This is a genomic window from Bradyrhizobium sp. ISRA464 (genome assembly GCF_029910095.1).
Lineage (GTDB): Bacteria > Pseudomonadota > Alphaproteobacteria > Rhizobiales > Xanthobacteraceae > Bradyrhizobium.
Genome location: NZ_CP094526.1, coordinates 1,421,125 through 1,444,247, shown reverse-complemented (window position 1 = coordinate 1,444,247; position 23,123 = coordinate 1,421,125). Strand labels below are relative to the sequence as shown.

At 62.6% G+C, this 23,123-nt stretch carries 24 protein-coding genes, 1 tRNA gene and 1 pseudogene; 5 read left to right on the top strand and 21 right to left on the bottom strand.

Annotated features, from left to right (window positions below):
- Positions 1 to 13 precede the first annotated feature (13 nt).
- Positions 14 to 444, top strand: a pseudogene (locus MTX19_RS06760) (CBS domain-containing protein).
- Positions 445 to 669: 225 nt separating this feature from the next.
- Here the strand turns inward: MTX19_RS06760 and MTX19_RS06755 are convergent.
- From MTX19_RS06755 to MTX19_RS06700, 12 genes are all read right to left on the bottom strand, one after another.
- Positions 670 to 858 (bottom strand): hypothetical protein, encoded by a 189-nt coding sequence (locus tag MTX19_RS06755; RefSeq protein WP_280973880.1) that lies wholly within the window; start codon positions 856 to 858, stop codon positions 670 to 672.
- A gap of 56 nt (positions 859 to 914) precedes the next feature.
- Positions 915 to 1,082, bottom strand: coding sequence for a hypothetical protein (locus MTX19_RS06750; RefSeq protein WP_280982950.1), 168 nt, complete (start codon positions 1,080 to 1,082; stop codon positions 915 to 917).
- Between the two features lie 56 nt (positions 1,083 to 1,138).
- The gene (locus MTX19_RS06745) at positions 1,139 to 1,309 is read right to left on the bottom strand and encodes a hypothetical protein (protein ID WP_280982949.1); all 171 of its coding nucleotides are present in this window, start codon (positions 1,307 to 1,309) and stop codon (positions 1,139 to 1,141) included.
- Between the two features lie 10 nt (positions 1,310 to 1,319).
- Entirely contained in the window at positions 1,320 to 1,664 is a 345-nt protein-coding gene (locus MTX19_RS06740) for a cupin domain-containing protein (RefSeq protein ID WP_280978275.1), read from the bottom strand.
- Positions 1,665 to 1,794: 130 nt separating this feature from the next.
- A complete protein-coding gene (locus tag MTX19_RS06735; RefSeq protein ID WP_280985896.1) occupies positions 1,795 to 2,355 on the bottom strand; it encodes a type 1 glutamine amidotransferase domain-containing protein in 561 nt (186 codons plus the stop codon).
- 288 nt (positions 2,356 to 2,643) lie between these two features.
- A complete protein-coding gene (locus tag MTX19_RS06730; RefSeq protein WP_280985895.1) occupies positions 2,644 to 3,447 on the bottom strand; it encodes a mechanosensitive ion channel domain-containing protein in 804 nt (267 codons plus the stop codon).
- Between the two features lie 118 nt (positions 3,448 to 3,565).
- On the bottom strand, positions 3,566 to 3,976 hold the full coding sequence (locus MTX19_RS06725) for a hypothetical protein (protein ID WP_280982946.1): 411 nt from the start codon (positions 3,974 to 3,976) through the stop codon (positions 3,566 to 3,568).
- A 26-nt stretch (positions 3,977 to 4,002) separates the two neighbouring features.
- Complete coding sequence (locus MTX19_RS06720; RefSeq protein WP_280973887.1) at positions 4,003 to 4,224, bottom strand: hypothetical protein; 222 nt, start codon at positions 4,222 to 4,224, stop codon at positions 4,003 to 4,005.
- 269 nt (positions 4,225 to 4,493) lie between these two features.
- The gene (locus MTX19_RS06715) at positions 4,494 to 5,927 is read right to left on the bottom strand and encodes an NAD-dependent succinate-semialdehyde dehydrogenase (RefSeq protein WP_280985894.1); all 1,434 of its coding nucleotides are present in this window, start codon (positions 5,925 to 5,927) and stop codon (positions 4,494 to 4,496) included.
- A 137-nt stretch (positions 5,928 to 6,064) separates the two neighbouring features.
- Entirely contained in the window at positions 6,065 to 7,063 is a 999-nt protein-coding gene (gene ligD / locus MTX19_RS06710; protein WP_280985893.1) for a non-homologous end-joining DNA ligase, read from the bottom strand.
- A complete protein-coding gene (ligD, locus tag MTX19_RS06705; protein WP_280982943.1) occupies positions 6,973 to 7,866 on the bottom strand; it encodes a non-homologous end-joining DNA ligase in 894 nt (297 codons plus the stop codon). Before ligD (MTX19_RS06705) ends, ligD (MTX19_RS06710) begins: the two co-directional genes overlap by 91 nt.
- A gap of 10 nt (positions 7,867 to 7,876) precedes the next feature.
- Positions 7,877 to 8,371 carry a DNA polymerase ligase N-terminal domain-containing protein gene (locus tag MTX19_RS06700; protein WP_280982942.1) on the bottom strand — a complete coding sequence of 165 codons (495 nt, stop codon included), beginning with the start codon at positions 8,369 to 8,371 and terminating at the stop codon, positions 7,877 to 7,879.
- A 132-nt stretch (positions 8,372 to 8,503) separates the two neighbouring features.
- Here MTX19_RS06700 and MTX19_RS06695 point away from each other — a divergent pair, with 132 nt between their 5' ends.
- Both MTX19_RS06695 and MTX19_RS06690 read left to right on the top strand, forming a co-directional pair.
- Positions 8,504 to 9,130 carry a uracil-DNA glycosylase gene (locus tag MTX19_RS06695; RefSeq protein WP_280982941.1) on the top strand — a complete coding sequence of 209 codons (627 nt, stop codon included), beginning with the start codon at positions 8,504 to 8,506 and terminating at the stop codon, positions 9,128 to 9,130.
- 514 nt (positions 9,131 to 9,644) lie between these two features.
- The gene (locus tag MTX19_RS06690) at positions 9,645 to 10,010 is read left to right on the top strand and encodes an HIT domain-containing protein (RefSeq protein WP_280982940.1); all 366 of its coding nucleotides are present in this window, start codon (positions 9,645 to 9,647) and stop codon (positions 10,008 to 10,010) included.
- Between the two features lie 75 nt (positions 10,011 to 10,085).
- On the opposite strand, the gene MTX19_RS06685 is transcribed toward MTX19_RS06690, so the two are convergent.
- From MTX19_RS06685 to mnmA, 8 genes are all read right to left on the bottom strand, one after another.
- On the bottom strand, positions 10,086 to 10,628 hold the full coding sequence (locus MTX19_RS06685) for a CheR family methyltransferase (RefSeq protein WP_280985892.1): 543 nt from the start codon (positions 10,626 to 10,628) through the stop codon (positions 10,086 to 10,088).
- Positions 10,629 to 11,348: 720 nt separating this feature from the next.
- On the bottom strand, positions 11,349 to 12,170 hold the full coding sequence (locus MTX19_RS06680; protein WP_280982938.1) for a phosphosulfolactate synthase: 822 nt from the start codon (positions 12,168 to 12,170) through the stop codon (positions 11,349 to 11,351).
- Between the two features lie 13 nt (positions 12,171 to 12,183).
- Complete coding sequence (locus MTX19_RS06675; protein WP_280982937.1) at positions 12,184 to 13,575, bottom strand: MmgE/PrpD family protein; 1,392 nt, start codon at positions 13,573 to 13,575, stop codon at positions 12,184 to 12,186.
- A 374-nt stretch (positions 13,576 to 13,949) separates the two neighbouring features.
- Positions 13,950 to 14,300, bottom strand: coding sequence for a S41 family peptidase (locus MTX19_RS06670; protein WP_280982936.1), 351 nt, complete (start codon positions 14,298 to 14,300; stop codon positions 13,950 to 13,952).
- Between the two features lie 649 nt (positions 14,301 to 14,949).
- Positions 14,950 to 15,026 (bottom strand) — tRNA-Met (locus MTX19_RS06665).
- Between the two features lie 116 nt (positions 15,027 to 15,142).
- Positions 15,143 to 15,514 carry a hypothetical protein gene (locus tag MTX19_RS06660; protein WP_280984712.1) on the bottom strand — a complete coding sequence of 124 codons (372 nt, stop codon included), beginning with the start codon at positions 15,512 to 15,514 and terminating at the stop codon, positions 15,143 to 15,145.
- A gap of 53 nt (positions 15,515 to 15,567) precedes the next feature.
- Positions 15,568 to 16,203 carry a methyltransferase domain-containing protein gene (locus tag MTX19_RS06655; RefSeq protein WP_280973896.1) on the bottom strand — a complete coding sequence of 212 codons (636 nt, stop codon included), beginning with the start codon at positions 16,201 to 16,203 and terminating at the stop codon, positions 15,568 to 15,570.
- A 145-nt stretch (positions 16,204 to 16,348) separates the two neighbouring features.
- Positions 16,349 to 17,545, bottom strand: a complete 1,197-nt coding sequence (mnmA, locus tag MTX19_RS06650; protein WP_280984711.1) for a tRNA 2-thiouridine(34) synthase MnmA — start codon at positions 17,543 to 17,545, stop codon at positions 16,349 to 16,351.
- A gap of 356 nt (positions 17,546 to 17,901) precedes the next feature.
- Here mnmA and MTX19_RS06645 point away from each other — a divergent pair, with 356 nt between their 5' ends.
- Both MTX19_RS06645 and MTX19_RS06640 read left to right on the top strand, forming a co-directional pair.
- Positions 17,902 to 19,488: a flagellar hook-length control protein FliK gene (locus MTX19_RS06645; protein WP_280982935.1), complete on the top strand. Its 1,587-nt coding sequence runs from the start codon at positions 17,902 to 17,904 to the stop codon at positions 19,486 to 19,488.
- A gap of 10 nt (positions 19,489 to 19,498) precedes the next feature.
- A complete protein-coding gene (locus MTX19_RS06640; RefSeq protein ID WP_280982934.1) occupies positions 19,499 to 20,197 on the top strand; it encodes a flagellar hook capping FlgD N-terminal domain-containing protein in 699 nt (232 codons plus the stop codon).
- A gap of 667 nt (positions 20,198 to 20,864) precedes the next feature.
- On the opposite strand, the gene MTX19_RS06635 is transcribed toward MTX19_RS06640, so the two are convergent.
- Positions 20,865 to 22,799: a DEAD/DEAH box helicase gene (locus tag MTX19_RS06635; RefSeq protein WP_280982933.1), complete on the bottom strand. Its 1,935-nt coding sequence runs from the start codon at positions 22,797 to 22,799 to the stop codon at positions 20,865 to 20,867.
- Positions 22,800 to 23,123 lie beyond the last annotated feature (324 nt).

Genomic DNA, 23,123 nt, shown 5'->3' with positions numbered 1-23,123 from the left:
GGAAAGGCCGATCATGAAGGTTTCCGATGCTATGACACGAGACGTTCAGCTGTGCACCCCCGACAGCACGCTCCGCGATGCTGCGGAAGCATGGGAGCGCTCGCCGTCGGGCTGCTGCCCGTTACTGACAACGACCGTCTCATCGGAATGATCTCGGATCGTGACATTGCGGTACGCGGCGTCGGGATGGGGCGCGGCCCGGACACGCGGGTCGGCGACATCATGACCGCCGAAGTGAAGTACTGCTTCGAGGACGAGGACATCGAGCAGATCGCGCAGAATATGGGCGCGATACAGGTACGCCGCCTGCCCGTCCTTAGCCGCGACAAGCGGCTCGTCGGTATCATTGCCCTCGGCGACATCGCGCAGGCGCACGGGAACAACGGCGCAGGCATGGCGCTGAGCCAAATCTCGCGACCGACCGGCCAGCACGCGCAGCTGTAGGCATTCGGGATGAAGATCGATCTCGTGCTCCGCGCAACCCAGCCTCGCGGGCCGCGAACATATGGATTTGCGCCAGTGGCGGACTATCTGCCTTGGATCTTGATTACCGGCGGGATCGCGGCGCTGGTCGTCACGTTGGTGTTCTCGCGCGCCGACGATGTCACCTCCGACTAGATCATAGCCGGATTCCTCTCTTCTCCGTCGCGAGCCGACGCCAGACGCCGGTCAGCCGCTCTTTTCGGCACTGTCGATGCTTTCGCGGTGAATCTCGCGCTCGTCGCCGTCGGTCACCGAGACGAAGTAACCTCGGCCGAGAAACTCCTTCCGCTCCTCCGCAAGATCGATGGCCAGGCGTTTTGCAACAGCAATGGCCTGATCGCGGTCGACGACTGGTTGGCCTGTCGAGCCGATCACGCGGTCGTCACTTACGATGTTGAAGTGAAATGGAGACATCCTTCATTCCCCGCCGATCAGTGCGTGTTCGATTCATGCCATTTTTCCAGGTCGGGCTTGTGCTCTCCGGAGCGTTGCTCCTTCTCCGGGTTACCCTTCCAGGGCTCGTCGGTTTGCGCATGGGACCCCCAATCGCTGAGGCGGCCGGGGTCCTGCGTCATCGGCGTAATTGGCACTCTATTCATTGCGATCTCCTCGAGAGCGGAAGCGGCGAAATCCGATCTGTTGCTGACGCAGCGAGTCAGGGACCACCCGCGACCGCGCCTGCAATCACCATCACGAGCGCGTCCAGATCGATCGCGCCCACCACGGAGAGTTCTCGGGAGTTCTGCACGCGGAGAACATACGGCCGATCCGCCGCCTGACGCATCAGTTCGCCGATGATCGCCTCCCTTAGTTTCTCTTCGAGCATCCTGGGTCTCCTACGACTGGGGCTCGTCCCGACCGTGGACTTGCGCCGGCGGCGCCGTCGCCTCGACCGCGGTGAAAGGTTCCAGGATGCGATAGCTGTGCTCAGACCTGGCGGGTACCAGCCAGGAATCCCCCTTCTGTAGCCGAATGGTCTGTCCCTCGAGCGTGAGCTCTGCCAAACCCGCGATGACGTATCCGACGGTTTCGTAGTCCCGCTGCTCGGGACTACCTTGCTGCGGCTGCTCGTTGTCCCAGAACCGCATCGAGACACGCTTGCCGGATACGAGATAAGTCTGTCCCATCGCGCCTTTGGGGGCCGTGGCCTGGGAGACTTTCTTGATAGTGCTGTCGTGCATGATGTTCTCCAAATCGATCGTGCGCAGCAAGGGTCAGCTGGCCATCTTCCGGCAGACCTCCGCACAGGCTCTGCACATTGCGACACATTCAGCGATTCATCTCGTCCGAGAATGGCGGCATGACGATCCCTCATGCCGCGCGGCGTTGGGTGTGGCGTCCTTGCTTGACCTCCTCGATAATCTTGGCGCTGAAGGCCTCGAGATCGCCGGGATTCCGCGAGGTGACCACGCCCTGATCGACAACGACCTCGGCGTTCTGCCACCTCGCACCGGCATTCTCCACGTCGGTCTTGATCGACTTGTACGACGTCATCTTGCGGCCCTTGGCGATTCCGGTCTCGATCAACAGCCATGGTCCATGGCAGACCGCCGCGACGGTCTTCTTGGCGTCGAAAATATCCTTGATGAACTTCAGAGCCTTGGCTTCGACGCGCAGCAAGTCCGGATTGATCTGTCCGCCCGGGAGGACCACCGCGTCGTAATCGGCGGCCGCGGCTTGATCCAGCGTCTTGTCGACCTTGACCGGACGCCCCCAATCCTTCTTTTCCCATCCCTTGATCTCGCCCGAAGCGAGCGAGACGACCTCGACCGCTGCGCCGGCCTTCTTCAGACGATCACGCGGCACTTCAAGCTCCGACTGCTCGAAACCGTGCGTTGCGAGGATCGCGATTTTCTTGCCGTTCAGGTCCATGAGCTTCTCCGTTGGCGCATGCGTGAGCGGTGCGGTCGCCGGCCCACCGGCTGCGCTAGCAGCGCGTGCCGGAGATTCAGCGGCGCGCATCGCGGCTATTTGGCTTGCCTCGCCGCGGCAGGCTTCCGCCCTCCGGGAGCGTCTCAAGCCCGGCAAGCGCGGTCGAACGCTTGCGTTTGGTCGATTAGTCGAGCACGCTTATCTGAGTCATTTGGCTTAAGCCTGCTCTGAATCATGTGGCTTAAGCCCGCGCAATTTGCTTGGTTCCTATTGGCTCCACTCGACAGTTCAGGCAGCCGCTGGACGACCGACATCGTCACGAAGCAGGGAACTGATCTCATCCAGCAGGCGCTGTTTGACCGCGTCGGTGTCGGCCGGTTTGACTTTTGCGCGGACCGTCAGTTCGACGAAAGGGCCCGCCGCGTCGGAGATGTTCAACACCTTCGACACGTGGACTTCCGCCGCCGGCTGCGCCTGTATCCGCGTGTCCCCGCGCAACCGCTGCAGGATTTGCTCGGTGATCCGCTCGATCGAATCCCCTGCTCTCACCGGGAAGGACACCTTGACCTCACCGGTGCCCGGATAGGTGCTGTGGTTGACGATCGCGCTGCCCCACACCGAGCCATTTGGCAACAACACCTGCGTATTGTCAGGTGCGACAAGCTCGGTCATGAAGAGCGACAATGCGCGCACTTTGCCGGCCTTTCCCGCGACCTCGAGGTCGTCTCCGATCTGAAACGGCCGGAACAGCAGGAGCATGACCCCCGCTGCGAGGTTTGACAGCGTCCCCTGCAAGGCGAGACCGATCGCGAGCGAGGTGGCGCCCAATACGGCAACCAGGCTTGCCGTCTGAATGCCAAACAACTGCAAGACCGCGATGCCGACCACGGCGAGAACCGCGTAGCGCGCGAGGCTCGACAAAAAGACGGTCACCAGCGCGTCGACATGCTGCGTCGCAGTGAGCGTACGCGACACGAATTGTTGCGCCAAGCCCGAGGCATACCAGCCGACGATCATGAGCACGATCGCACAGACCGCGTTCACCCCATAAAGGACAAGCGTCGCCTTGAGCGTTTCAAAGTTGAGAGCCATCGGACTCCCGTCATGAGGGCAAACGCCGCCGGGCAGATCCAACCCGACGCCGCGCCCCGCCACCCGCAGGGCGAAACGCGCGTGGGAAAGATGCGTTCCCGGCGATGCCGGCGCTGAACTAACCGGTCGGTAGCAGGCCTGCCCGCGGCGGCATCGAGCCTGGGAATGGTCTGGCAACCATCAGGGTTCCGCGCTCGTCAATTTCCAGCGCAATCTTCTGCGCAAGCATAACGTCACCTGCCACCAGGGAACCGACAGGTCGGAAGCACCAACCCACCACGACAAGGCCCTTGTCGTCCATTTCGTAGACGTTGGTCGAGGTTCCATAGCAAATGCGATACCGCTTGCCGGACTCGGAGCCGATGACGTCGAAGCGCTTGTATTTCTCGAACTCGGATCGCTGCTCCGGCGAGAGCCAGCGGAACAATAATGCCATCCCACGCGTCTCGATTTGCTCATACGCGCGCCACCGTTCCCGTATCGCGAGCATCGCCGCGTAGAGCCCTCCAGCTGCGCGCCGGAGCGACATAAACGCATCACGCGGACGAAGCCGCATCATCCGCCGACCAGCCGCGGATAGAACAAGGTCTCTTCCGCCTTCGGATCCAGCGATCGCGCCACCACGGTATTCCCGCTTGCCTGCCGCGTCGCGGCCGTATAGCCATCCGAGATCAGTTGCTTGAAGCGCGCCTCCGCCCCGGCGAATTGCTCACGGTCTTCGGGATCGAAGTAATGACGGGTGTCGCCGGTGTGATCCATGACTAAAAGCGTTGCCATCGCGGTCTCCTTCGCTGCTACGGTGACAATGTCAACATGAACCCAAGGTTCCTACGCTGCGCGACCTCTGACCTCGGAGAGAGCCGTTACGGCCTGGCCGAGTCCTCCTGCCACACGAACACGAGTTCGAGCTTTGAGATCGAAGGCCCAATCTCACATATGCAGTTCTGAAACAGGAGGCTCATCCTTCTCCGCCACACGGCGAAATCCAACAGGGCGACGTAGGCTACCTACGTCAACCATCCGTGCGGAAGGTTTGAACGGCTCAACTACAGCGGCTCGATCAAGACCGACTTGATGTTGCAGAACTCGCGAATTCCAAATTCGGACAATTCCCGTCCGTAGCCGCTGTCCTTGACCCCGCCGAACGCCAACCGTGGGTCTGAGCGGACGCTCTCGTTCACAAACACAGCGCCCGCATCCAGCTCTTCCGCGGCGATCCGCTCTCCTCGGGTGGTGTCACCTGCAATCACTGCCGCTCCGAGACCAAAGTGGCTGGCATTGACGATGCGGATCGCGTCCGCCTCGTCCTTGGCGGAAATGACAGCGGCAACCGGTCCGAACACCTCTTCATCATGCGCGGGCTGCCCGGGCAGCACATTTGACAGAACAGTGGCCGGATACCATGCGCCCGGTTGCTTCGGCACTTCGCCGCCGAGGAGATTTTTGGCACCATTTCTCACGCTCTGCCTAACCTGGCTTGCGATCTTATCCCGCGAGTGCACGCTTTCCATAGGTCCCAGCCTGGTCTTCGGATCGTACGGATCTCCCATCACGTAAGCGCGCATCTCTTCGACCAGCGCGCGCTCGAACGCTTCCCGTGCACTCTCGACCACGACGAACCGCTTGGCCGCAATGCAGCTTTGGCCGCCATTGACCATCCGTCCGCGCGCACAGATCTTGGCCGCAGCAACGGGATCGGCGTCCTCCAGAACAGTATAGCCGTCCGATCCGCCGAGCTCGAATACGCCCTTCTTCATTACGGCTCCTGCGGTCGCAGCCACCGACTTGCCAGCGGCGACGCTGCCCGTCAGCGTCACCGCGGCGATATGCGGATCTTCGATCAGCGGCTTGAGGTCCTTGGATGACAGAAGCACTGTTCTGAAGACGTTGGTCGGAAATCCGGCTTCCCTGAAGATCTCCTCAACCGCAAGCGCGCAGCCGGGAACGTTGGATGCATGTTTGAGAACACCGGCATTGCCGGCCATCAGATGCGGGGCCGCAAATCGTATCACTTGCCAGAAAGGAAAATTCCAGGGCATCACCGCAAGGATGACGCCGAGCGGATTGAATGTCACGAAAGCGCGAGGGGGCGGCTTGGGCCCGGCATGGCCGGCGCTCATATCCTGAGAGATGGGTCTTAGAAACTCCTCGGCGTGTTGCGCAAAATATTCGCAGGTCGAGGCGCACTTCTCTAATTCGGCCACACCATCGGTAACGGTCTTTCCCATTTCATCGGTCATCAATCTGGCATAGCGTTCCCGGTTCTTGCGAATGGCTTGCGCCGCGTTCTTCATCAGATCCGCGCGCACGCTGAAGGGCGTCCGCCGCCAGTCGCTTTGCGCCTGATGCACGTCAGCCGCAATCAATATGGCTTGATCAATCGTGTGACCCTGATAGACGCGGCCGTTCTCGCCGGTCGCCGGATTGATGGTCGGGAATGAACGAGGTGCTGTCGCTGCCAGCGTCTTTGTCTTGGGCATGTCTCGCTCCTATTTCTCTTGCGTTGAAATGACGAGATCGACGGGTCGCGGTTGCTTGGAGGGCACAGTCTCGCGAGGCCGATACTTACTCGCGTTAAGCAGCAGCAAGGACCTAGGGAAGCACGTTGTACTCGCACTTACCTCGACTTGCTGGCGGCCACGTCACGCAACTCGCTTTCAAGGCTGCGAACGGCGCGACGCAGGTCTGTACGTTGCCTGAGGACCGGCCGTAGCAGGTCGCCCTTGGCCTTCAGTCGCTTGAAGATTGTGTTGATCGTAAATCGTTGCGGTCGAGGACCTCTCTTTACCTCGCGCCATTCGAGCGGCGTCGACACCAACGCGCCCGGTGACGGCCGAAGCGAATAAGGTGCGGCAACGGTCTGGCCGATGTTGCGCATATAGTCGAGATAGACCTTTCTGCCGCGTTTTCCGATCCGATGCTGCGTAGTGGCCAAAGCGGGCACGTCGGCGGCGACGCGCTCCGCCAACAGCCTCCCGAGTTGTCGGACTTGGTCGAAAGTGTATTTGCCCCCGAGCGGAACCAGCACGTGGATTCCGGTCTTGCCGGAGGTCTTGCAATAATTCTTCACGCGCAACCGATCGAGAAGATGGTGCGCGGCCTGGGCAACCGTGATAACGTCGTCGAAATCGTCGCCCTTGCTCGGATCAAGATCGAGCGTCATGAAGTCCGGTTTGTCAGGACGATCAGTGCGCGACGACCAGGGGTTTATTTCGATGCAGCCGAGGTTCGCAAGATAGAGACGCGTATCCTTGTTGTTGCAGACCACGTAGTCCACGGTCTTGCCTGCGCTCCTGGCACGCAGAGGGACGGACTTGACAAATCGAGGCAATTGCCGGGGATCGACGTCCTTCTGGTAAAAGTGCTTCCCTTTGATGCCATCAGGGAAGCGATTGAGGGCTTCGGCGCGGCCCTTAAGATACGGAAGCAGGTAAGGCGCGATCTTTTCATAATAGGTGATCACGTCACCCTTGGTGTATCGCTCCTTCGGCCAGAACACCTTGCCGACGTGTGTAAGCTCCACGGTCATGCTCGCTCTCGCCTGACTTGCCGCGCGGGCTTGTCGGTGCGCATGCCAAGAAACACCGGATGACGCATCTCCCCCTCGTGCGTCCATTCGGTGAACTTGACCTGACATACGAGCCGCGGCCTGATCCACGTCGTCTTGTCCTCGTGTGCAACGTCGGTAAACGGCTTCTTGTCTGTCCTCAATTTCATCATGCGCGCGTGCAGCGTCGCGAGCATCTCTCTGGAGAATCCGCCGCCGCTATGGCCGACGTAGACGAGCTTGCCCTTGTCGTAGACGCCAAGGACGAGCGAGCCAAAATGCTCGCGGCTCCCGTGCGGTTTGGTGAAGCCCACGATAATGGCTTCCTGCTCATGGCCGGCTTTTATCTTGAGCCATTCTCTCGAGCGCTTTCCCGAGTGGTAGAGACTTGCGGCCTGCTTGGCGATAATGCCCTCCTCCCCCGCACGTCGCGCCTTGTTGAACGCCGCCCTGCCAGCCCGCTTTCTGTGCACGCTGTAGCGGACGAGCGGATGCCGGCGAAGGATAGCGCGCAACCGGTCCTTGCGCTCGCGCAATGGCTTGCTGCGCAAGTCACGCCCGTCGAGAAAGAGCAGGTCGAACACGTAGTAGCGAAGACGTGCCTTGCCCTTCAGGGCATTCTGCAATAGCTGAAATCGCGATCGGCCCTCCGCGTCGAGCGCCACCAGCTCACCGTCAATCACCGCATTGCGCTTGATAACATCGAGCGCTTCGGCGACCGAGGCATAGCGCCTCGTCACATCGTTGCCATTACGCGAGTAGAGGGCACCGCTTTTTCTTTCGGTCTTGGCGACGAGCCGAAAGCCGTCCCATTTCGTCTCGAACACCCAATCCTTGTCATCGAAGGGCGCGTCGATGAGGGTCGCAAGCATTGGTCTGAGGTCACTTTTTCGCATGCGTCTTGATCAGTAGCCATTGCTTGGGTCGCTTCAATCGCACGAGCGAATACGCCCCCCGAAGCTTGCCTCCCTTGAGAATGAAACTCGCGCGTCCTCGCCGCAATCCTGCTCGCACGGCTCGCTCGCTCTCCGCTGCGCTACGCGCGCCTTCGGCTGCGTAGATTCCGCCATCCCATTTTTCCACGAGTCCCGCGCCGTACTCGCCTTCGGGTATCCTGCCCTCGAAGTCTTTGTATGCATACGGATGGTCCTCAACCTGCACCGCGAGGCGCTTGTCGGCCGATCTTCTGGGCGGTCCCTTGGGCACGGCCCAACTCTTCAGGACCCGATCCAGCTCGAGGCGAAAGTCGTGGTGCACGTGCGAAGCGCGATGCTTCTGGACCACGAAAATCAACTCCTTGCTTCTCCGGTGTGCACGGGCGTGCGGCTCCGGCGTCGTCCGAAAATTGCGCTTCCTGCGATAGGCGGTTAGTGACATCTGCTCTTCCGATCCCGTCCCGTCGCGGCAGTTAACTTGATGGATTGAAAACTCGCGTCAGCGATCGTCAGTTCCAAGGCGATTCGCCGGCCGGAAGTCCGACGTGCTCTTGGAAATCGGTGGCGCGACAGCATGTTGATAGAGCCGGAACACATTGCATTGTGCATGTTATCTTCTGGCTTGGCGCAGGAACCGATGGTCACGACAAGCGACGTCAGCAAGCATCTCGATTACCGGCGTGTCGCCCCTGAGGGCCTGTTCCGGCGGCCACGCCTATACTTCGTTGGCGAGGCACCCGGCGCCGAGGAATCTGCCCAAGGTAAGCCTTTTGTCGGTCCGGCCGGCCGGGCGTTGCGCGAGATGCTGGAGGAGGCTGGGATCGACCCCAAGCAAGTGCGTTTGGCCAACGCCATTCCGTTTCGTCCGATTGCGTATTCCAAAGACCGGAAACCACGCAATCGCAGCCCGACGGTCGAGGAAGTCGCCTGCTATGGCGCAGCAGTGCTAGCCGATATCCGACGTTCCAAGCCAGGCATGATCATTGCCCTTGGCAGCACAGCGGCCCGCCTGTTCGGCGAGTCGCAATCGATCCAGGCGGCGCGCAAGGCAAGGCTCCAATTTGAGAGCTGCCGGCTGCGCGTCACTTTCCACCCTGCCTACTCCCGCCGCTTTGGTGGGCGTAAGGGCAGGATTTGGCGTCAGGCGGTCGCCGATCTGCGACGAGCCTGGGAGGACTCGGCGGATTTGAATCACGCTTGAGGCTCTCGGCGGTCGCACCCGCGACGCGTCGGCCCGTCGGGGTCTGCCGCGGGTCGATAGAACGGAACACGTCGCCGCCCAAGCTCAAGCGCATTCCACTACATCTGGTCGCATCGTACTGACCTTAAGCGGTGCACGCGGCAGGACCGAGGAGTTGGGGCCGTTGCAAGCCACGCGTCGTGGAAAATAGGAACTCGCACGACCGGCAGCATGTTTTTGCCAATACGGTCACTGCATACGAGACGGCGATGTTCCTGCACCGCATCAAGATTCTGACGCTCGCTGGGTCGACCAGGGACGCCTGGTCCGCGTTCTGGCACTGTCCGATATGCTTCAGTACCTTTCACTCAAGCAGGAGCCGGATCGAAGTGTGGCAGATGCATCAGCGAGTGTATCCAAGGGTCACGATGTCGGCAGCGCGCACTATGGGCACGCATCCCGGTAGCGAATTCCGCAGATCACCGGGATGCCGTTCCCTTGAGCCGTCTAGCAGGATGCGGAGGTGATCTGAACGATGACAGACTGTGTATTCTGCCAGATTGTCCGCGGCGCGATTCCATCGACGACGGTCTATGAAGACGAAGAACATCTCGCTTTTCTCGATATTCGCCCACGCTCCCCAGGTCACACGCTGGTCATCCCAAAGAGGCATGTTCGTTGGGTCTGGGATGTGCCGAATGGCGGTGCATACTTCGAGGTCGTGCAGAAGATCGCGCGGGCGATGCAAAAGGCATTCTGCGAGGAAATACACGCGCGGATTTTGGGCGAAGAGGTGCCGCATGCGCACATTTGGCTTTATCCAGCTCCAGGCAGTGCAACAGGCAACCCGAACGATTTTGAAGTGAACGCGAAGAAGATTCGCAACGCGCTTGACGCGTAAACCATCTGCGAGCCAGCGCGATCGAGTGACAACAATACTGTGCGTTATTGGAACGATCAGGACCGTTGGCGCAGTTCAGTCAACCTTCGTGAACACGTGCGGCATGCGGGCTGCGGAAACAAACCGCGCATCGGCTAGCTGCTCGTGGGAGCCCACCACCAGAAATCCATTTGGAGTAAGCCGCTCAGTCATCATCCGTAGGACCTTCTGCCGCAGCGACGGTGCGAAGTACGTGAATGCGAGGTGTCGACAGAGAATGATATCGAATGGGCCCGCTGGCGCTTCCGATCGTAGATCCTGCTTCGCGAACATCACACCCTGACGATACTCGTCGTGGATGCAGAAGCGTGATCCGTCACGCTTGAATGCGTGCGGAATCAGCTCCGGCGGGACCTCACGCAGGCTAGTGCGATCGTAGCAGCCGGAGCGGGCACGCGCGAGAAGCACGTCCTCGATATCGGTAGCGACGATCAAGATTTCCCTATTGGGAACGGCGCAACTCAATCCGATATCCCAGAGGATCCTGATCGAATACGGCTCCTCGCCGGATGCGCAGCCAGCCGACCAGCAACGTGCCGGACGCCGTTCCGACCGAGCACGTTCGGCAATGGCCGGCAATATGCTGGTCCGCAGGCAGTCGAAGACACCACGATCCCGAAAAAAGCGTGACCTCGTGACGTGGCAGAACTGGTCGAGGACCCGCCTCCAGGCGTTCGCGATATGCAGCGAATCCGTTCAAGCCGAGTGTGGCGATGCGGCGTCTCACTCGCTTGGAGACCTGATGCCGCACCTTCCGGAAGCCAAGCCAATGCATGTCGAGCTGCGGCAAGGCCCATTGCAGAAATGTCGTGCAGTCAGCATCGCGCATGGCTGGGACTGACACTCCCAAAACCTCGTTCCGCGCCCGCGCAATGAACGTTGCGGTCATCCAGAACCAGTCTAAGGCCGTCACGGGCGATACGCGCCTCAACGCCGCGCTCAGCCCCGAGTTGGCGGACCACGTGACTGATCCGCCGCGCACCACCGGTCACGATCTCGCTGCCGCAGTGAGTGAAAATGGAGTGTCCGACCTGCTCGGCTTTGCAGCAGTTGAGCTGGGTTCGGATCGAGGTGTGCCCGATCACGGCTCGACCACGTCGGCGGACGATAGGGCGGTTGATCGTCGCGCCGTCACCTACGTGCACATCATCACCCGCGCGCCACCACGCTCCACGATCACGGAGCTGCGCCGCCGGTGTTGGCGTGAGCGGGCATCAATCTCTCCGCGCGTGCCTAGGAAGATGACCGCAAGTTGCCGCGCGCTCATGTCCAATCCGCCGTTAAACTCCGTTCGCACCGTTAGCCGGACAGGTTCTGAATTCGACCCCAGGTACTCTTGGTGCCCCAGATCCCTGAGCGCAGTGCCTCGAGCTGGACGATCTGGCTGTGGTCAATGAACAGGTTGATGTTGTTGCCGTAGTTCTTGACGTACCATTCGAAAACTTCGGGCTCCGCGGCTTCGAACATGACCTTCTCGAGCCCCAATTGATCGACGATTTTCGCCACCACGTCGGTACGCCAGGTCCTGACGTTCTCTGTGATGCCCTCGCTTTCGATCATGATCATGTCGGCCCCGGCGTCGATGGTCCGCCTCGCCTGCGCTATGAGCCAGGCCACATCCTTGGTCCCCTCGCTCTCCAGCTCTTCGGCCGGAGTCGCGCCGCCGGCACCGAATTGAATGCCGAGCTCGGGCTTGGCCTTCAGTCCTGCCGCCTTGACCTTCTCGATGAGGCGCAGCAGAGCATCTGTGGGCAGGCTGATGAAGCCGGCCGACAGTTCGATCACATCGAACTGGAGCGCCTTGGCTTCGCGGATGTAGCGATCGACAGCATCAGCTCCGAAGCGCAGCACGTTCTCGATCCAGCCGCCGGTGGACACATAGACATCATGGTCGTGTGCCAGCTTGTTGATGCTTTTGACCGCAGCGGGCGGCATCAGCGCAAAGGATCCGCCGGCAAACTTGAGGCCGTCGATCCAGAAGCCCACGGTTTCCAGCAGGTCTGCGAGGTGACGCGGGCCATAGGCGCTATAATATGGGCCACGGATCTCGGTCAGGCCGATCTTGCGCGGCTTGCTCGGACGCGCAGCGCGGGGAATAAAGGGAAACGTGGTCTCTGCCATGGCTTCGTCCTCCTCAGAAACCTGTTCGCATCTCCATGGGCGGGATATGGACCTTGCCCAGAAGCGATGTGAGAGCGGAAACCGGACGCCGCTCCAGCGTTGCGGTCACCTCGGCCAGTGCGTCGCGTTCGGACGAGTTCGTGAAGGCAAACGTGACGCGATCGAACTTTCGGCGCGCCGTGCGCCAATCGAATGGCCTGGTATGGAAGCCGTGATAATCATCGCGCCGCGCGCGAAGAACGATTCCGTCCTTCTGTTCGACTTCGAGCTCGGCAGGAAGCCGCCGCGGAAATTGTGCCGAGAGGCTTGGATCTGGCGTGACCGTTACCTTCCGCAGTAGCGTCTGGACATCCTCGGCGATGATCCGTTCGGGCGTGTATTGCTCCGGCTGCACCTCGCCATCGATCAGCGCGACCGCCAGCATGTAGGGGAGACTGTGATCGGCTTCCTCCTTGGTTCGCACGATTCGCTTGTCGCCCTCCTCCCCGCCGCCGATGATGCGATGGGCTACCGCAAATGTCTTGAGCCGTATTGCGGAGATCGCCGCCGCCTCGAAACTCGGGCACGCACGAATGTCAAGCGTCGCGTCGAGTGCCGACTGGGCGTGGATCTCGGCATTGTGTTGCTTGACGATCGTTCGGCATACGCTTTCCAGATCCTCCTGTCGCCAGTCGATCTCGAAGGGGCCGCTGATTACCTCCTTGAATCCCTTGGTGCCCTCGAACACAGCTTCGGGGCCAGTGATTCCGCAGCGCGCGAGCAGTGCGGCGTGCGTCGCCGACATTGCCGTATTTGGATAGGCGAGCGCCTTCCAGTGAGACAGCGCGCCGGTACGGGTGACACGCAGCGCATTGTTGGCCGTGCCGCTGATGGCCATCGCATGCGCGATCTGCGTGGACGACAAGCCAAACGCCTTGGCCGCACCCGCAGCAGCCGCGTATGCTCCTTGCGTGGTATGATCAAAGCCCATGTCGCGGACCGGGGCCACGTCGCTCAACCGGGTGTGGATTTGGTAGGCGACAGCGAGCGCGGTGAGAAGATCGGCTCCGCTCGCCTGTCGCATCTCGGCCGCGGCTAAAACTGCGCCAAGGTTGTCAGATGGATGGCATGTCTCATCGGCAGCGATGTAGCTGTCCATGAAATCGAGATAACGGCTGAGAGCGCCGTTGTAGAACGCGGCGCGGTCCGGCGCGGTGCGGCCACCGCCAACGAGCGTCGAAAACGGACAACCGCCAAGCTTGGCGACGAGGCTGCGTATCGCGGCAATGGGCGGCGCATTCAGCGCCCCAATGGCCACACCGATCGTGTCCAGCACGCGGATCTTCAGCTGCTCCAGTGCCCGCTCGCTCAGGTGTTCCAGCCGGGCACGTTCTACAAACCTCGCGAGTTCCTGCACCTCAGTCATACCACGGGCTCCATCAATGCGGCGTCGTGGCGCGGCTCGCGGCAAGCGCTCCCGCTGCCGCGATGCAGGTCAACGTGACTCCAGCAAAAGGGTTGCAAGGCGGAAACAATGAGCTGCGGGCGGCCACGGGGCACGCGAAGTAAGGGGGATCTGTGGTTTGCCACGAGGTCTGCGTCACAACCAAATCATAGAGCCAGCGTTTGACCAAAGCCGCCGTTCCGTGGCCAAGAAAGCATACGGCGCCTACAAGGCGCGGAGCTTGCGAGGCGTGCATTCATGGATCGAGCCCATGGAATAGGCTGCACGCGGGCGCAAGCGGCCCTTGTAGTGATGCGCGCGATGTCGGCGGAAAGGGATCGATCACCTTTCCCGGATTAGCCATAGGCAAGGACCTCCTTGCCGCTGCGGGTGCTGCCGTTGATCAGCAGGGCAACGGGCTTGCGCCACTTCACGTTCACGAATTCGCTAGTATCGCTTCGGTCGGTGACCTGCATTGTTGGCGCCCGGGCATTGAACAGGTCGAGATATTCGGGTTGCGCACCGCCCCAGCCATCCCGCAAATCCCAGATCAGCGCGTCCTCGTCTTTTAGCGCGCCTTGAGACAGCGGGCGTTCAAGAGCCCCTTGATAGACGTAGCCGGCATAGCACCAAACACGGACATAGCCGATGCGTCGTCCGTTGGACTCGATGACGCGAGCACTGGACTCCAACCCATAAAGGAACATTCTCGTCGCCTCGAGGTCGATCGGCCATGAGGCCGACCGTCCGCTGGAGACCACAATTCGCGAAGGTCATGCAGCGCCAGCTTTAGGTCGCTAGCAGCGTTCGCTTGCGGTGACGGTAGTCGGCCGTCAACCTCGGGCTGCTCCTGTGCTTCATGAAACTACGCGGCAACAGACCGAAGCCGACCTTGTAGCCCCTATACTTCGAAGCTGCGCGCTTGATGAGGTCACGCATCCGCAACACGGTCTTGTACGATACGCCGATTTCCGCTGCGAATTGAGTGAGAGGCGGCGCCTTAAGCTTGCCGTTTGCATCCCTGCCGCAGGCCGGGCCTTCGTAGCTAAAGGCGTAGGCGGCGCCGACCCACGTACTCAAAGGAACCCTTAAGCGTTCAAGCGCGGTCCGTACGGTGACGCTAGATTAAATTGCCGCCGACAGGGTTTGCACTACCGATCATAATGCAGCGGCTATTCGACTGAGGCGTATACGGCGTCAGAACGAAGTCAGCGCTCAATTGCCGAAGGATTCGAATGCGGACGACTTTCAAGGATTAGATTATCCGTCCGGCGAGGATGAGAGTGCTACCGATTTGCTACAGAACCGACGGCACATCGCGCGGAAGACGTAGCCGATTGATTTGGTTTAACTTTCTGGTAGCGGGGGAGGGACTCGAACCCCCGACCCCAGGATTATGATTCCCGTGCTCTAACCAGCTGAGCTACCCCGCCACGGCATCGCGGCCGGCGGCATGCGTGCCGCGGGCGCGAATGCGCGGCATATAAAGAGCGGGGGCCGCGCCTGTCAAGCAAACCGGGCCTCTCCTGCAACTTATTGGAGACAGGCGCTATTTCGGCCGGACCGATTGGTCGCCGCCGGGACTGCCGGGCGGCGGAATCACCGGCGTGTTACCGCCTTCCGGCGTCGGCGCACGCATTTCGGGATCGACGCCGGACGGAGGGCACAGCACACCATCGGATTTGGCGAGCTTGTCGCCCAACGGCTCGGTGCTCTGGCCGGTCGTGGTTCCCTCCGACGCGTTCGGGTTCGTGCCCGGATGGGCCGGCTGCTGCGTCGGCGCGCAATTCGCGATCCGCGGAGGCGCCGGCGGAGCGGTCTGCGCCGGCGGGGTGGTCGGTGCGGGCGGCGCTTGGGCTGCGGCGGCAACGGGCAGCGCCATCAGCACACATGACAAAACGAGTGTTCGATTGATCCGCATGGCAAGCCAACGACGCCGGCGCACCGATGTTCCTGGTCAGAATCGTCGCAACCTCACGATTTTCGAAAGCGGATCAGCGAGAAATGCCCCATCGGCGGCATCGGCCGCCGTTCCGCAAGGCTCACCCCGCCGTGCCTGGCGGCCCAATTGGTCAGTCGCTCCCACGGGAATTCCGGGCGCCAGCCGAGCCGCCGCGCCAGCGGCGCGAAGGCGAGCTCGAAGATGCGGCGCGGCCCGCTCTCGGCGCCGATGTGATTGACCAGTATGAGCTCACCGCCCGGCTTCAACACACGGATGAAGTCATCCAGCGTCGCTTCCGGATCGGGCACCGCGGTGATGACATATTGCGCGACCACCGCGTCGAAAAACGCATCCGGAAAGGCGAGGTTCTTGGCGTCCATCACCGCCAGCGCCTCGACATTGCTCAAGCCCAGCGCCCGCACGCGCTGCTGCGCCCTCCGCAGCATCGGCTCGGAAATATCGACGCCGCACAGCTTCGTCGTCCGCGAATATTCCGAGAGCGACAGTCCGGTGCCGACGCCGACATCGAGCACGCGTCCGCCGATCCGGTCGGCCTCCGCGATCGTCGACTGGCGGCCCTGATCGAACACCTTGCCGAACACGAGATCGTAGATCGGCGCCCAGCGGCCATACGCCTTTTCGACCCCGTCGCGGTCGATGTCCCCCATTGCCTGCCCCAACATCACTCGATCATCATGCGACGACAAGACATCGCAACATGATCTCAGCTCCTTGTTTGAGCATGATCTCCGCGCAAACGCGTTCCGCGTTCGTCGCGAGGGAAAACCGGCTGCCACTTTTCCGGATCATGCTCTAGCCACGGACCGCCTCTGCGAGCGGTGCCACCGTATCCCGCGTCCCTGCCCGCGCCGCGCGGCTGGCGCTCGCGCTCTTGATGAAGCCGCCGCCGAGCACGCGCGCCTGCCCCGACGGGGCATCGTAGAACACACAGGCCTGGCCGGGCGACACGCCCTCCTCGCCCGCGACGAGCTCGACCTCGTAGCCGCCATTGGCGGCACGCAGCCACGCCGGCTGCGGCGCGCGGGTCGAGCGGACGCGGACATACATCTCGATGCCGTCCCCGATGACGCGATCGAGCGCGCCGTCGCCGATCCAGTTGATGTCGCGCAGCGCGATCCGGTCCATGCGCAGCGCCTCGCGCGGCCCGACTACGACACGGCGCGTCGCCGCATCGAGCTTGACCACATAGAGCGGGCTGCCCGACGCGATGCCGAGACCCTTGCGCTGGCCGACGGTGAAGTGAACGATGCCCTGGTGCTGGCCGATGACGTTGCCGTTGAGATCGACGATGTCGCCGGGCGCGATCGCATTCGGCTTCAGCCGACCGATAATGTCGGTGTAGCGGCCGGTCGGCACGAAGCAGATGTCCTGGCTGTCCTGCTTGTCGGCGACCTCGAGACCGAAGCGCCGCGCCAGCTCGCGGGTCTGCGGCTTGGTCATGTCGCCGAGCGGGAAGCGCAGGAAATCGAGCTGCTCGCGCGTGGTCGCGAACAGGAAATAGCTCTGGTCGCGATCGGCGTCGGCCGCACACATCAGCGAGCGCGATCCGTCGGCGAGCCTGCGCAAGGCGACATAGTGGCCGGTCGCGAGCGCCTGCGCGCCGAGTTCGCGCGCGGTTGCGAGCAGGTCGCGGAACTTGACCGAGCGGTTGCACTCGATGCACGGCACCGGCGTCTCGCCGAGCGCGTAGCTGTCGGCGAAATTGTCGATCACCTGCTCCTTGAAGCGGCTTTCATAGTCGAGCACGTAATGCGGAATGCCGATCCGCTCGGCGACATTGCGTGCGTCGTGGATGTCGCGGCCGGCGCAGCAGGCGCCCTTGCGATGGGTCGCGGCGCCGTGGTCGTAGAGCTGCAGCGTGATGCCGACCACGTCGTACCCCTGCGACTTCAACAGCGCAGCCGTCACCGAGGAGTCGACGCCGCCAGACATGGCGACCACGATCCGTGTGTCCTCAGGGCGACCTTCGAGATCCAGACTGTTGAGCATCTTCAAGGGGTCATCGATCATGTCGCGGCGCGCCTCGCGGGCTCCGCGGCGGGATTAAAAAGCCTTTGTCCAGAGAGCCTCAGAACGCGTCCAAGGCCGGATCGGTCGGTTCGGGACGCGTTGGAGACCCTCTCTAATATAGGCCGTATTCCGGGGAGGCAATCAGGGGAAGTGACGGGTTGCCGCGCGCGGAGGGCAAATCTTGCCGCCGGGCAAAAAGGAGGCCCCGCCGGGAACCGGTTCCGACCAGTATCAACCTGAATTAACCGACTGAAATAACTAGATTTTCCATGAGCACCCCGACTGGCCCGGTCCTTGCTGACAAAAGACCGGAAGTCTCTTTGCGAGGGTCGGCGGTGGTCAGCGTCAAGTCGGAAGCATTGGCAAGCCTGTCTTTTCAGGGCGCGACGCTGCGCCCGGCGCGGCCGGACCCGAGCCAACAAGCGGGCGGCGACAGCTTTGCCGCGCTGGTCGACAGCAATTCTGCGACCAGCAACGACAATCGCCAGCACGACACCTCGAGCGCGCAACCCTCGCCCGCGCGGCGCTCCGACGATTCGCCGTCCCAATCGCCGGCGGACCCGCGGTCGCGCGACAACACCACCGCACCCGACCGGTCGTCGCAGGACGACGGCAAGGCTGCCGGCAGCAGCGACGCGCCGCGCAAGAGCAAATCGAAATCGAAGTCGGACGATTCCAATTCGGCCGCGAAGACCCAATCTACCGACAGCAAGCCGGCCACCGCCCAGACCGACGCGCAGCCAAATCCCTCGAATGCGACGCCTGCCAACGCAGCCACCCCCGTCGCCACGGTGCTTCCGGTTGCCGCGGCCCAGACCGACACCAGCGCGACAGCGACGGTCACCTCGTCCGACAAGCCCGCGGCACCGCTTGCGATTGCGGCGGCGGCGATCGCTGCGAGCTCGGCGATCGCCGGCACGGGCGCACCAAATGGTGCCGATACTGCAACCGCGGCGACCACCACCGCCAATGCCGGCAACGTCGCCAAGGCGGCCGGCGTGAAGACCGAGGCGCAGGTCGTGGCCAGCGCCGATGCGAGAACGGCCCAGAGCGCAGCAACCGCGACCGGCAGCGCAACGCTTGCCGCAACCGTCACGACCGCGACACCCGCCGTGAAGGCGACGACGCAGCAGGCCACGACACAAGCGGCTGCGAAGGACGCGGCCGCCACCGCGCCTGCCGATCAGGATGGCACGGCCGCATCCAACAACGCCGCGGCCGCGACGCCGACGACCATCGTTCCCCAGGTGACCCAGCCGGCCGCCGTTGCCGGCAAGGCGAAGGCCGCAGACGGTGCCGCCGATGCCATCAAGGCCGACGCTGACGGCAACGCCGCGCCGACGCCTGCTACCAACGCCCACACGCCGGCGCAGACGCTGCTCAATACGCCCGACGCAAGCACACAGGCCGCGAACGCGATCCAGCCGCAACTGACGACCACATCGGCGACGCAGGTCGCGACACCGCAACTCACCGTGGCGACGGCGGCGCAGAGTGCCGCCGTGCCGCTGAGCGGGCTCGCGATGCACATTGCAGCCTCCGCCAAGAGCGGCAAGAGCCGTTTCGAGATCCGGCTCGATCCGGCCGAGCTTGGCCGCATCGACGTCCGCATCGACGTCGATCGCAATGGCCAGGTCACCTCGCATCTCACCGTCGAACGGCCCGAGACGCTGTCGATGTTGCGCCAGGATGCCAACCAGTTGCAGCGCGCCCTCGACAATGCCGGCCTGTCGACCGGCAACGGCGGATTGCAGTTCAGCCTGCGCGACCAGTCGCAGTCGGGCCAGAACAACAACGGCCAGTCCAATCCGAACGCCCACCGCCTGATCGTCAGCGAGGACGAGAGCGTTCCCGTCGCAAACGCCAGCCGCTCCTATGGGCGCGCATCCGGCGCGCTCGGCGGCGTTGATATCCGAGTGTAGGGAGTTCACGATGTCAGTCGATGCAACCATGCCGACGCCGGTCACTTCGGCGCCGGGAACCAACACCGGATCGAGCTCCGGCAGCAACTCGGCGTCGACCACGACAAAGGGCATCGCCGACAATTTCCAGACCTTCCTGACGCTCCTGACGACACAGCTGCAGAACCAGAACCCGCTGGATCCGCTCGACACCAACCAGTTCACCCAGCAGCTCGTGCAGTTCGCGGGCGTCGAGCAGCAGCTCAAATCGAACGACCAGCTGAAGTCGCTGATCGAGATCGAGAAGAGCGCGCAGTCGACCCAGGCGCTGGTCTATGTCGGCAACACGGTCGCGGTCGACGGCAGCAAGGCGCAGTTCGACAAGTCCGCGACCTGGAATTTGACGGCGACGCAGGCTACGAGCGCCACGATCACGATCACGAGCTCGACCGGCCAGACTGCCTATTCCGGGAATTTCAACCTGAACCAGGGCAATGCCAGCTTCGTCTGGGACGGCAAGGGCACTGACGGCACGCAGTGGCCGCCCGGCACCTACACGCTGACCGCCACCGGCAAGGACTCCAAGGGCAACGACGTCGCGATCACGACCGAGATTCAGGGCATGGTCGATTCGGTCGATCTCACGGCCTCCCCGCCACTGCTCTCCATCGGCGGGCAGACCTACACCACCGACAAGATCAAGCGCGTGGTGCGCACCACCACGAGCTAGCTAGCGCCCGGCTCTCCCGGCGAAGGCCGGGACCCAACCACCTCATTTGATGATGAATGGGATCGTGGCCCCAGCGTCGTGCGATAACTGACATTCGGGGTAACGGGTCCCGGCCTGCGCCGGGACGACATCGAGTTTATTGCACCGCTTGTGAGTCATACATTCGCATTCTCGCGGCGCGATACGCCCGAGTCTTGCCGTTCGTTTCGCTCTCTGAACTAGCAGAGGGCGCAGGGAAAGCCGGGTGCCGATCGCACCCATGGGTCCCGTGCAGTGAAAAAAGCACGGGAGGTAGGACCACAGGAGAAACCGGAAAACACTCCGGCTTTCCCTGCGCGATGGGCTACGGCTTATACGTGCTCTCCCCGGCGAGACTGGGCTTTGTTGTCACCGTCATCAGTGAGAGCTCTTGCCCCTACTGATGAGACACCTGCCACTAGGGCGTCAGGCCTGCACGACTTCACCGTCCGCTTCACGTGTGCTCGTCAGTCACACGCGCCGCGTCCACCGCATCTCGACCCAACACTCGTGACGATCGCGAAGCGCCCCTCAAGCGGGTGAGACGGGCCATTCATACACCAAGTTGTATTTCTGCAAAACAGAAATATTTTTGCCGCGAGGGCTTGCGCCGTCGGGCAACTCAGTGATCCGCCTCGACGAGAACCGATCAGCTGCGACGCTTCTTCCTCGGCTTCTTTCGGGGTTTGCCTTTCGCAGGCGCGCTAGTACGCTCCGGTTGTCTATGTTTCTTGTTCTTCCCGAACACCGGCTCGCCGCCAAGTTTCGACCCGCTTTCGCGGTGGGCCTTGCCGCGTTGTTTCGGCCTCGTCTCGCCGCGCGAATGATCGTCTCGACCCGCACCGTGATCGGCCTCGCCGGCATCGCGCCAGGGCGCGCGCGACCGCTTCTCCGAATGCGCTTGATCTCGGGGAGCGTCGGCCAGCGGTTCGATGCGGATGCTGTCTTCCTTATCCGGACGCCGGATCTTGACTGCAAAAGACTCTGCGACCCGCTCGGAAATCTCGAACTCGGTGGTGGTGTCCAGAATCCGGATGGTGCCGATGTCACGCTTGTCGATACCGCCACGACGGCAGATCATCGGCAGGAGCCAGCGCGCTTCTGCGTTCTTCCTTCGGCCGATGGCGGCCCGGAACCATACGCTGGCTTCCACCATGCCGTGACGCGACGATGATTTTCCCGTCTTCGACCGAGGTCCGACGGGACGGCCATCGCGGCGCACCCCTCTGACGTCGCCTCGACCACGATCGTCACGAGGCCGGCCGCTCTCCGGGCCGGGATCGAGAATGTCTTCGGGCGACGGCAGCCGCGCGCGGTAAAGCCGTGCGAACGCCGCGGCGATGTCCTCGGGCGACCGCTCGGCGAGCAATGCCCGCGCCAGGCTGAGATCGTCGGGCATCGTCTCCGCGGTCAACACCGCATCCTGCAGCATGCGTTCATGATCGAGCTTGCGGATCTCATCGGCCTGAGGAGCCGTGCCCCAGACCGCATCGATGCCGGCAAGATCCAGCATCACCTCCGCACGCCGTTTCCGTGCGGGCGGCACCAGCAGGATGCTGACACCCTTCCGGCCGGCGCGGCCGGTGCGGCCCGAGCGATGCTGCATCACCTCCGCGTCATTTGGCAGATCCGCGTGGATGACGAGGTCGAGGGTCGCCAGATCGATGCCGCGCGCCGCCACGTCCGTGGCCACGCAGACGCGCGAACGTCCATCCCGCAACGCCTGCAGAGCCTGGGTTCGCTCGTTCTGCGTCAGTTCGCCGGACAGCGCGACCACGGAGAAACCGCGCTCCAGGAGCGCCGCCTGCAAATGCCTGACCGCCTCTCGCGTGTTGCAGAACACCAGCGCGCTCGGCGCCTCGAAAAAGCGCAACACATTGACGACCGCATGCTCGACATCGCCGGGAGCGATCCGGAGGGCGCGGTATTCGATATCGGCATGACCGCCTTCATCGCTTGCGACCTCGATCCGAAACGCCTGCTGCTGATATTGCTTTGCCAGCGCAACGATGCCACGCGGAAACGTCGCCGAGAACAGCAGGGTGCGGCGCGTGTCCGGCGTGGTCGTGAGGATGAATTCCATATCCTCGCGAAAGCCGAGATTGAGCATCTCATCGGCCTCGTCGAGGACGACAGCCTTCAATTCGGAGATGTCGAGATGGCCGCGCCGCAAGTGATCGCACAATCGGCCAGGCGTCCCGACGACGATGTGTGCGCCCGCGGCAAGCTCGCGCTGTTCTCGGCGCGGATCCATGCCGCCGACGCAGCAGACGGCGCGGCCGTCAGCATGTTGATAGAGCCAGGCGAGTTCGCGATGGACCTGCAAGGCGAGTTCGCGCGTCGGCGCGACGATCAAGGCAAGCGGTGCGGCAGCCCGCTCGAACCGCTCAACCCCGTCCAGAAGGTTCCGTGCCATGGCGAGGCCGTAAGCGACAGTCTTGCCCGAGCCGGTTTGGGCCGAAACGAGCAGATCGCGGCCGACGGCTTCATCCGCAAGCACGGCGATCTGAACAGGGGTCGGCCGATTGTAGTTGCGCTCGGCCAGGGCTCGGGCGAGCGACGGACTTGTGGTCGGGAATGACACGAAATGGAAAACCTTGGTTGGACCAGGCGCAGAAACGTCGAGCGGAATGAGATGAAACTGCGTGCCCGGCAGGCGGCACAGCCGCACGCATGGCGATTTGATTTGGGGTGCTTTACGCCAAGAGAGGCCAAATCACCATGCCCGGGTGGGAGGCCAGTATCCTCTTCGCTCTCCCCGTCGGGGAGAGGCCAGTATCCTCTTCGCTCTCCCCGTCGGGGAAAGGTCGATTTGCGCAGCAAATCGGGTGAGGGCCGCGGTTCGAACGAGGGACCGTATCCCCTCACCCGGCGCTACGCCATAGCCGAAGCAGCGCTTCGGCGTTCT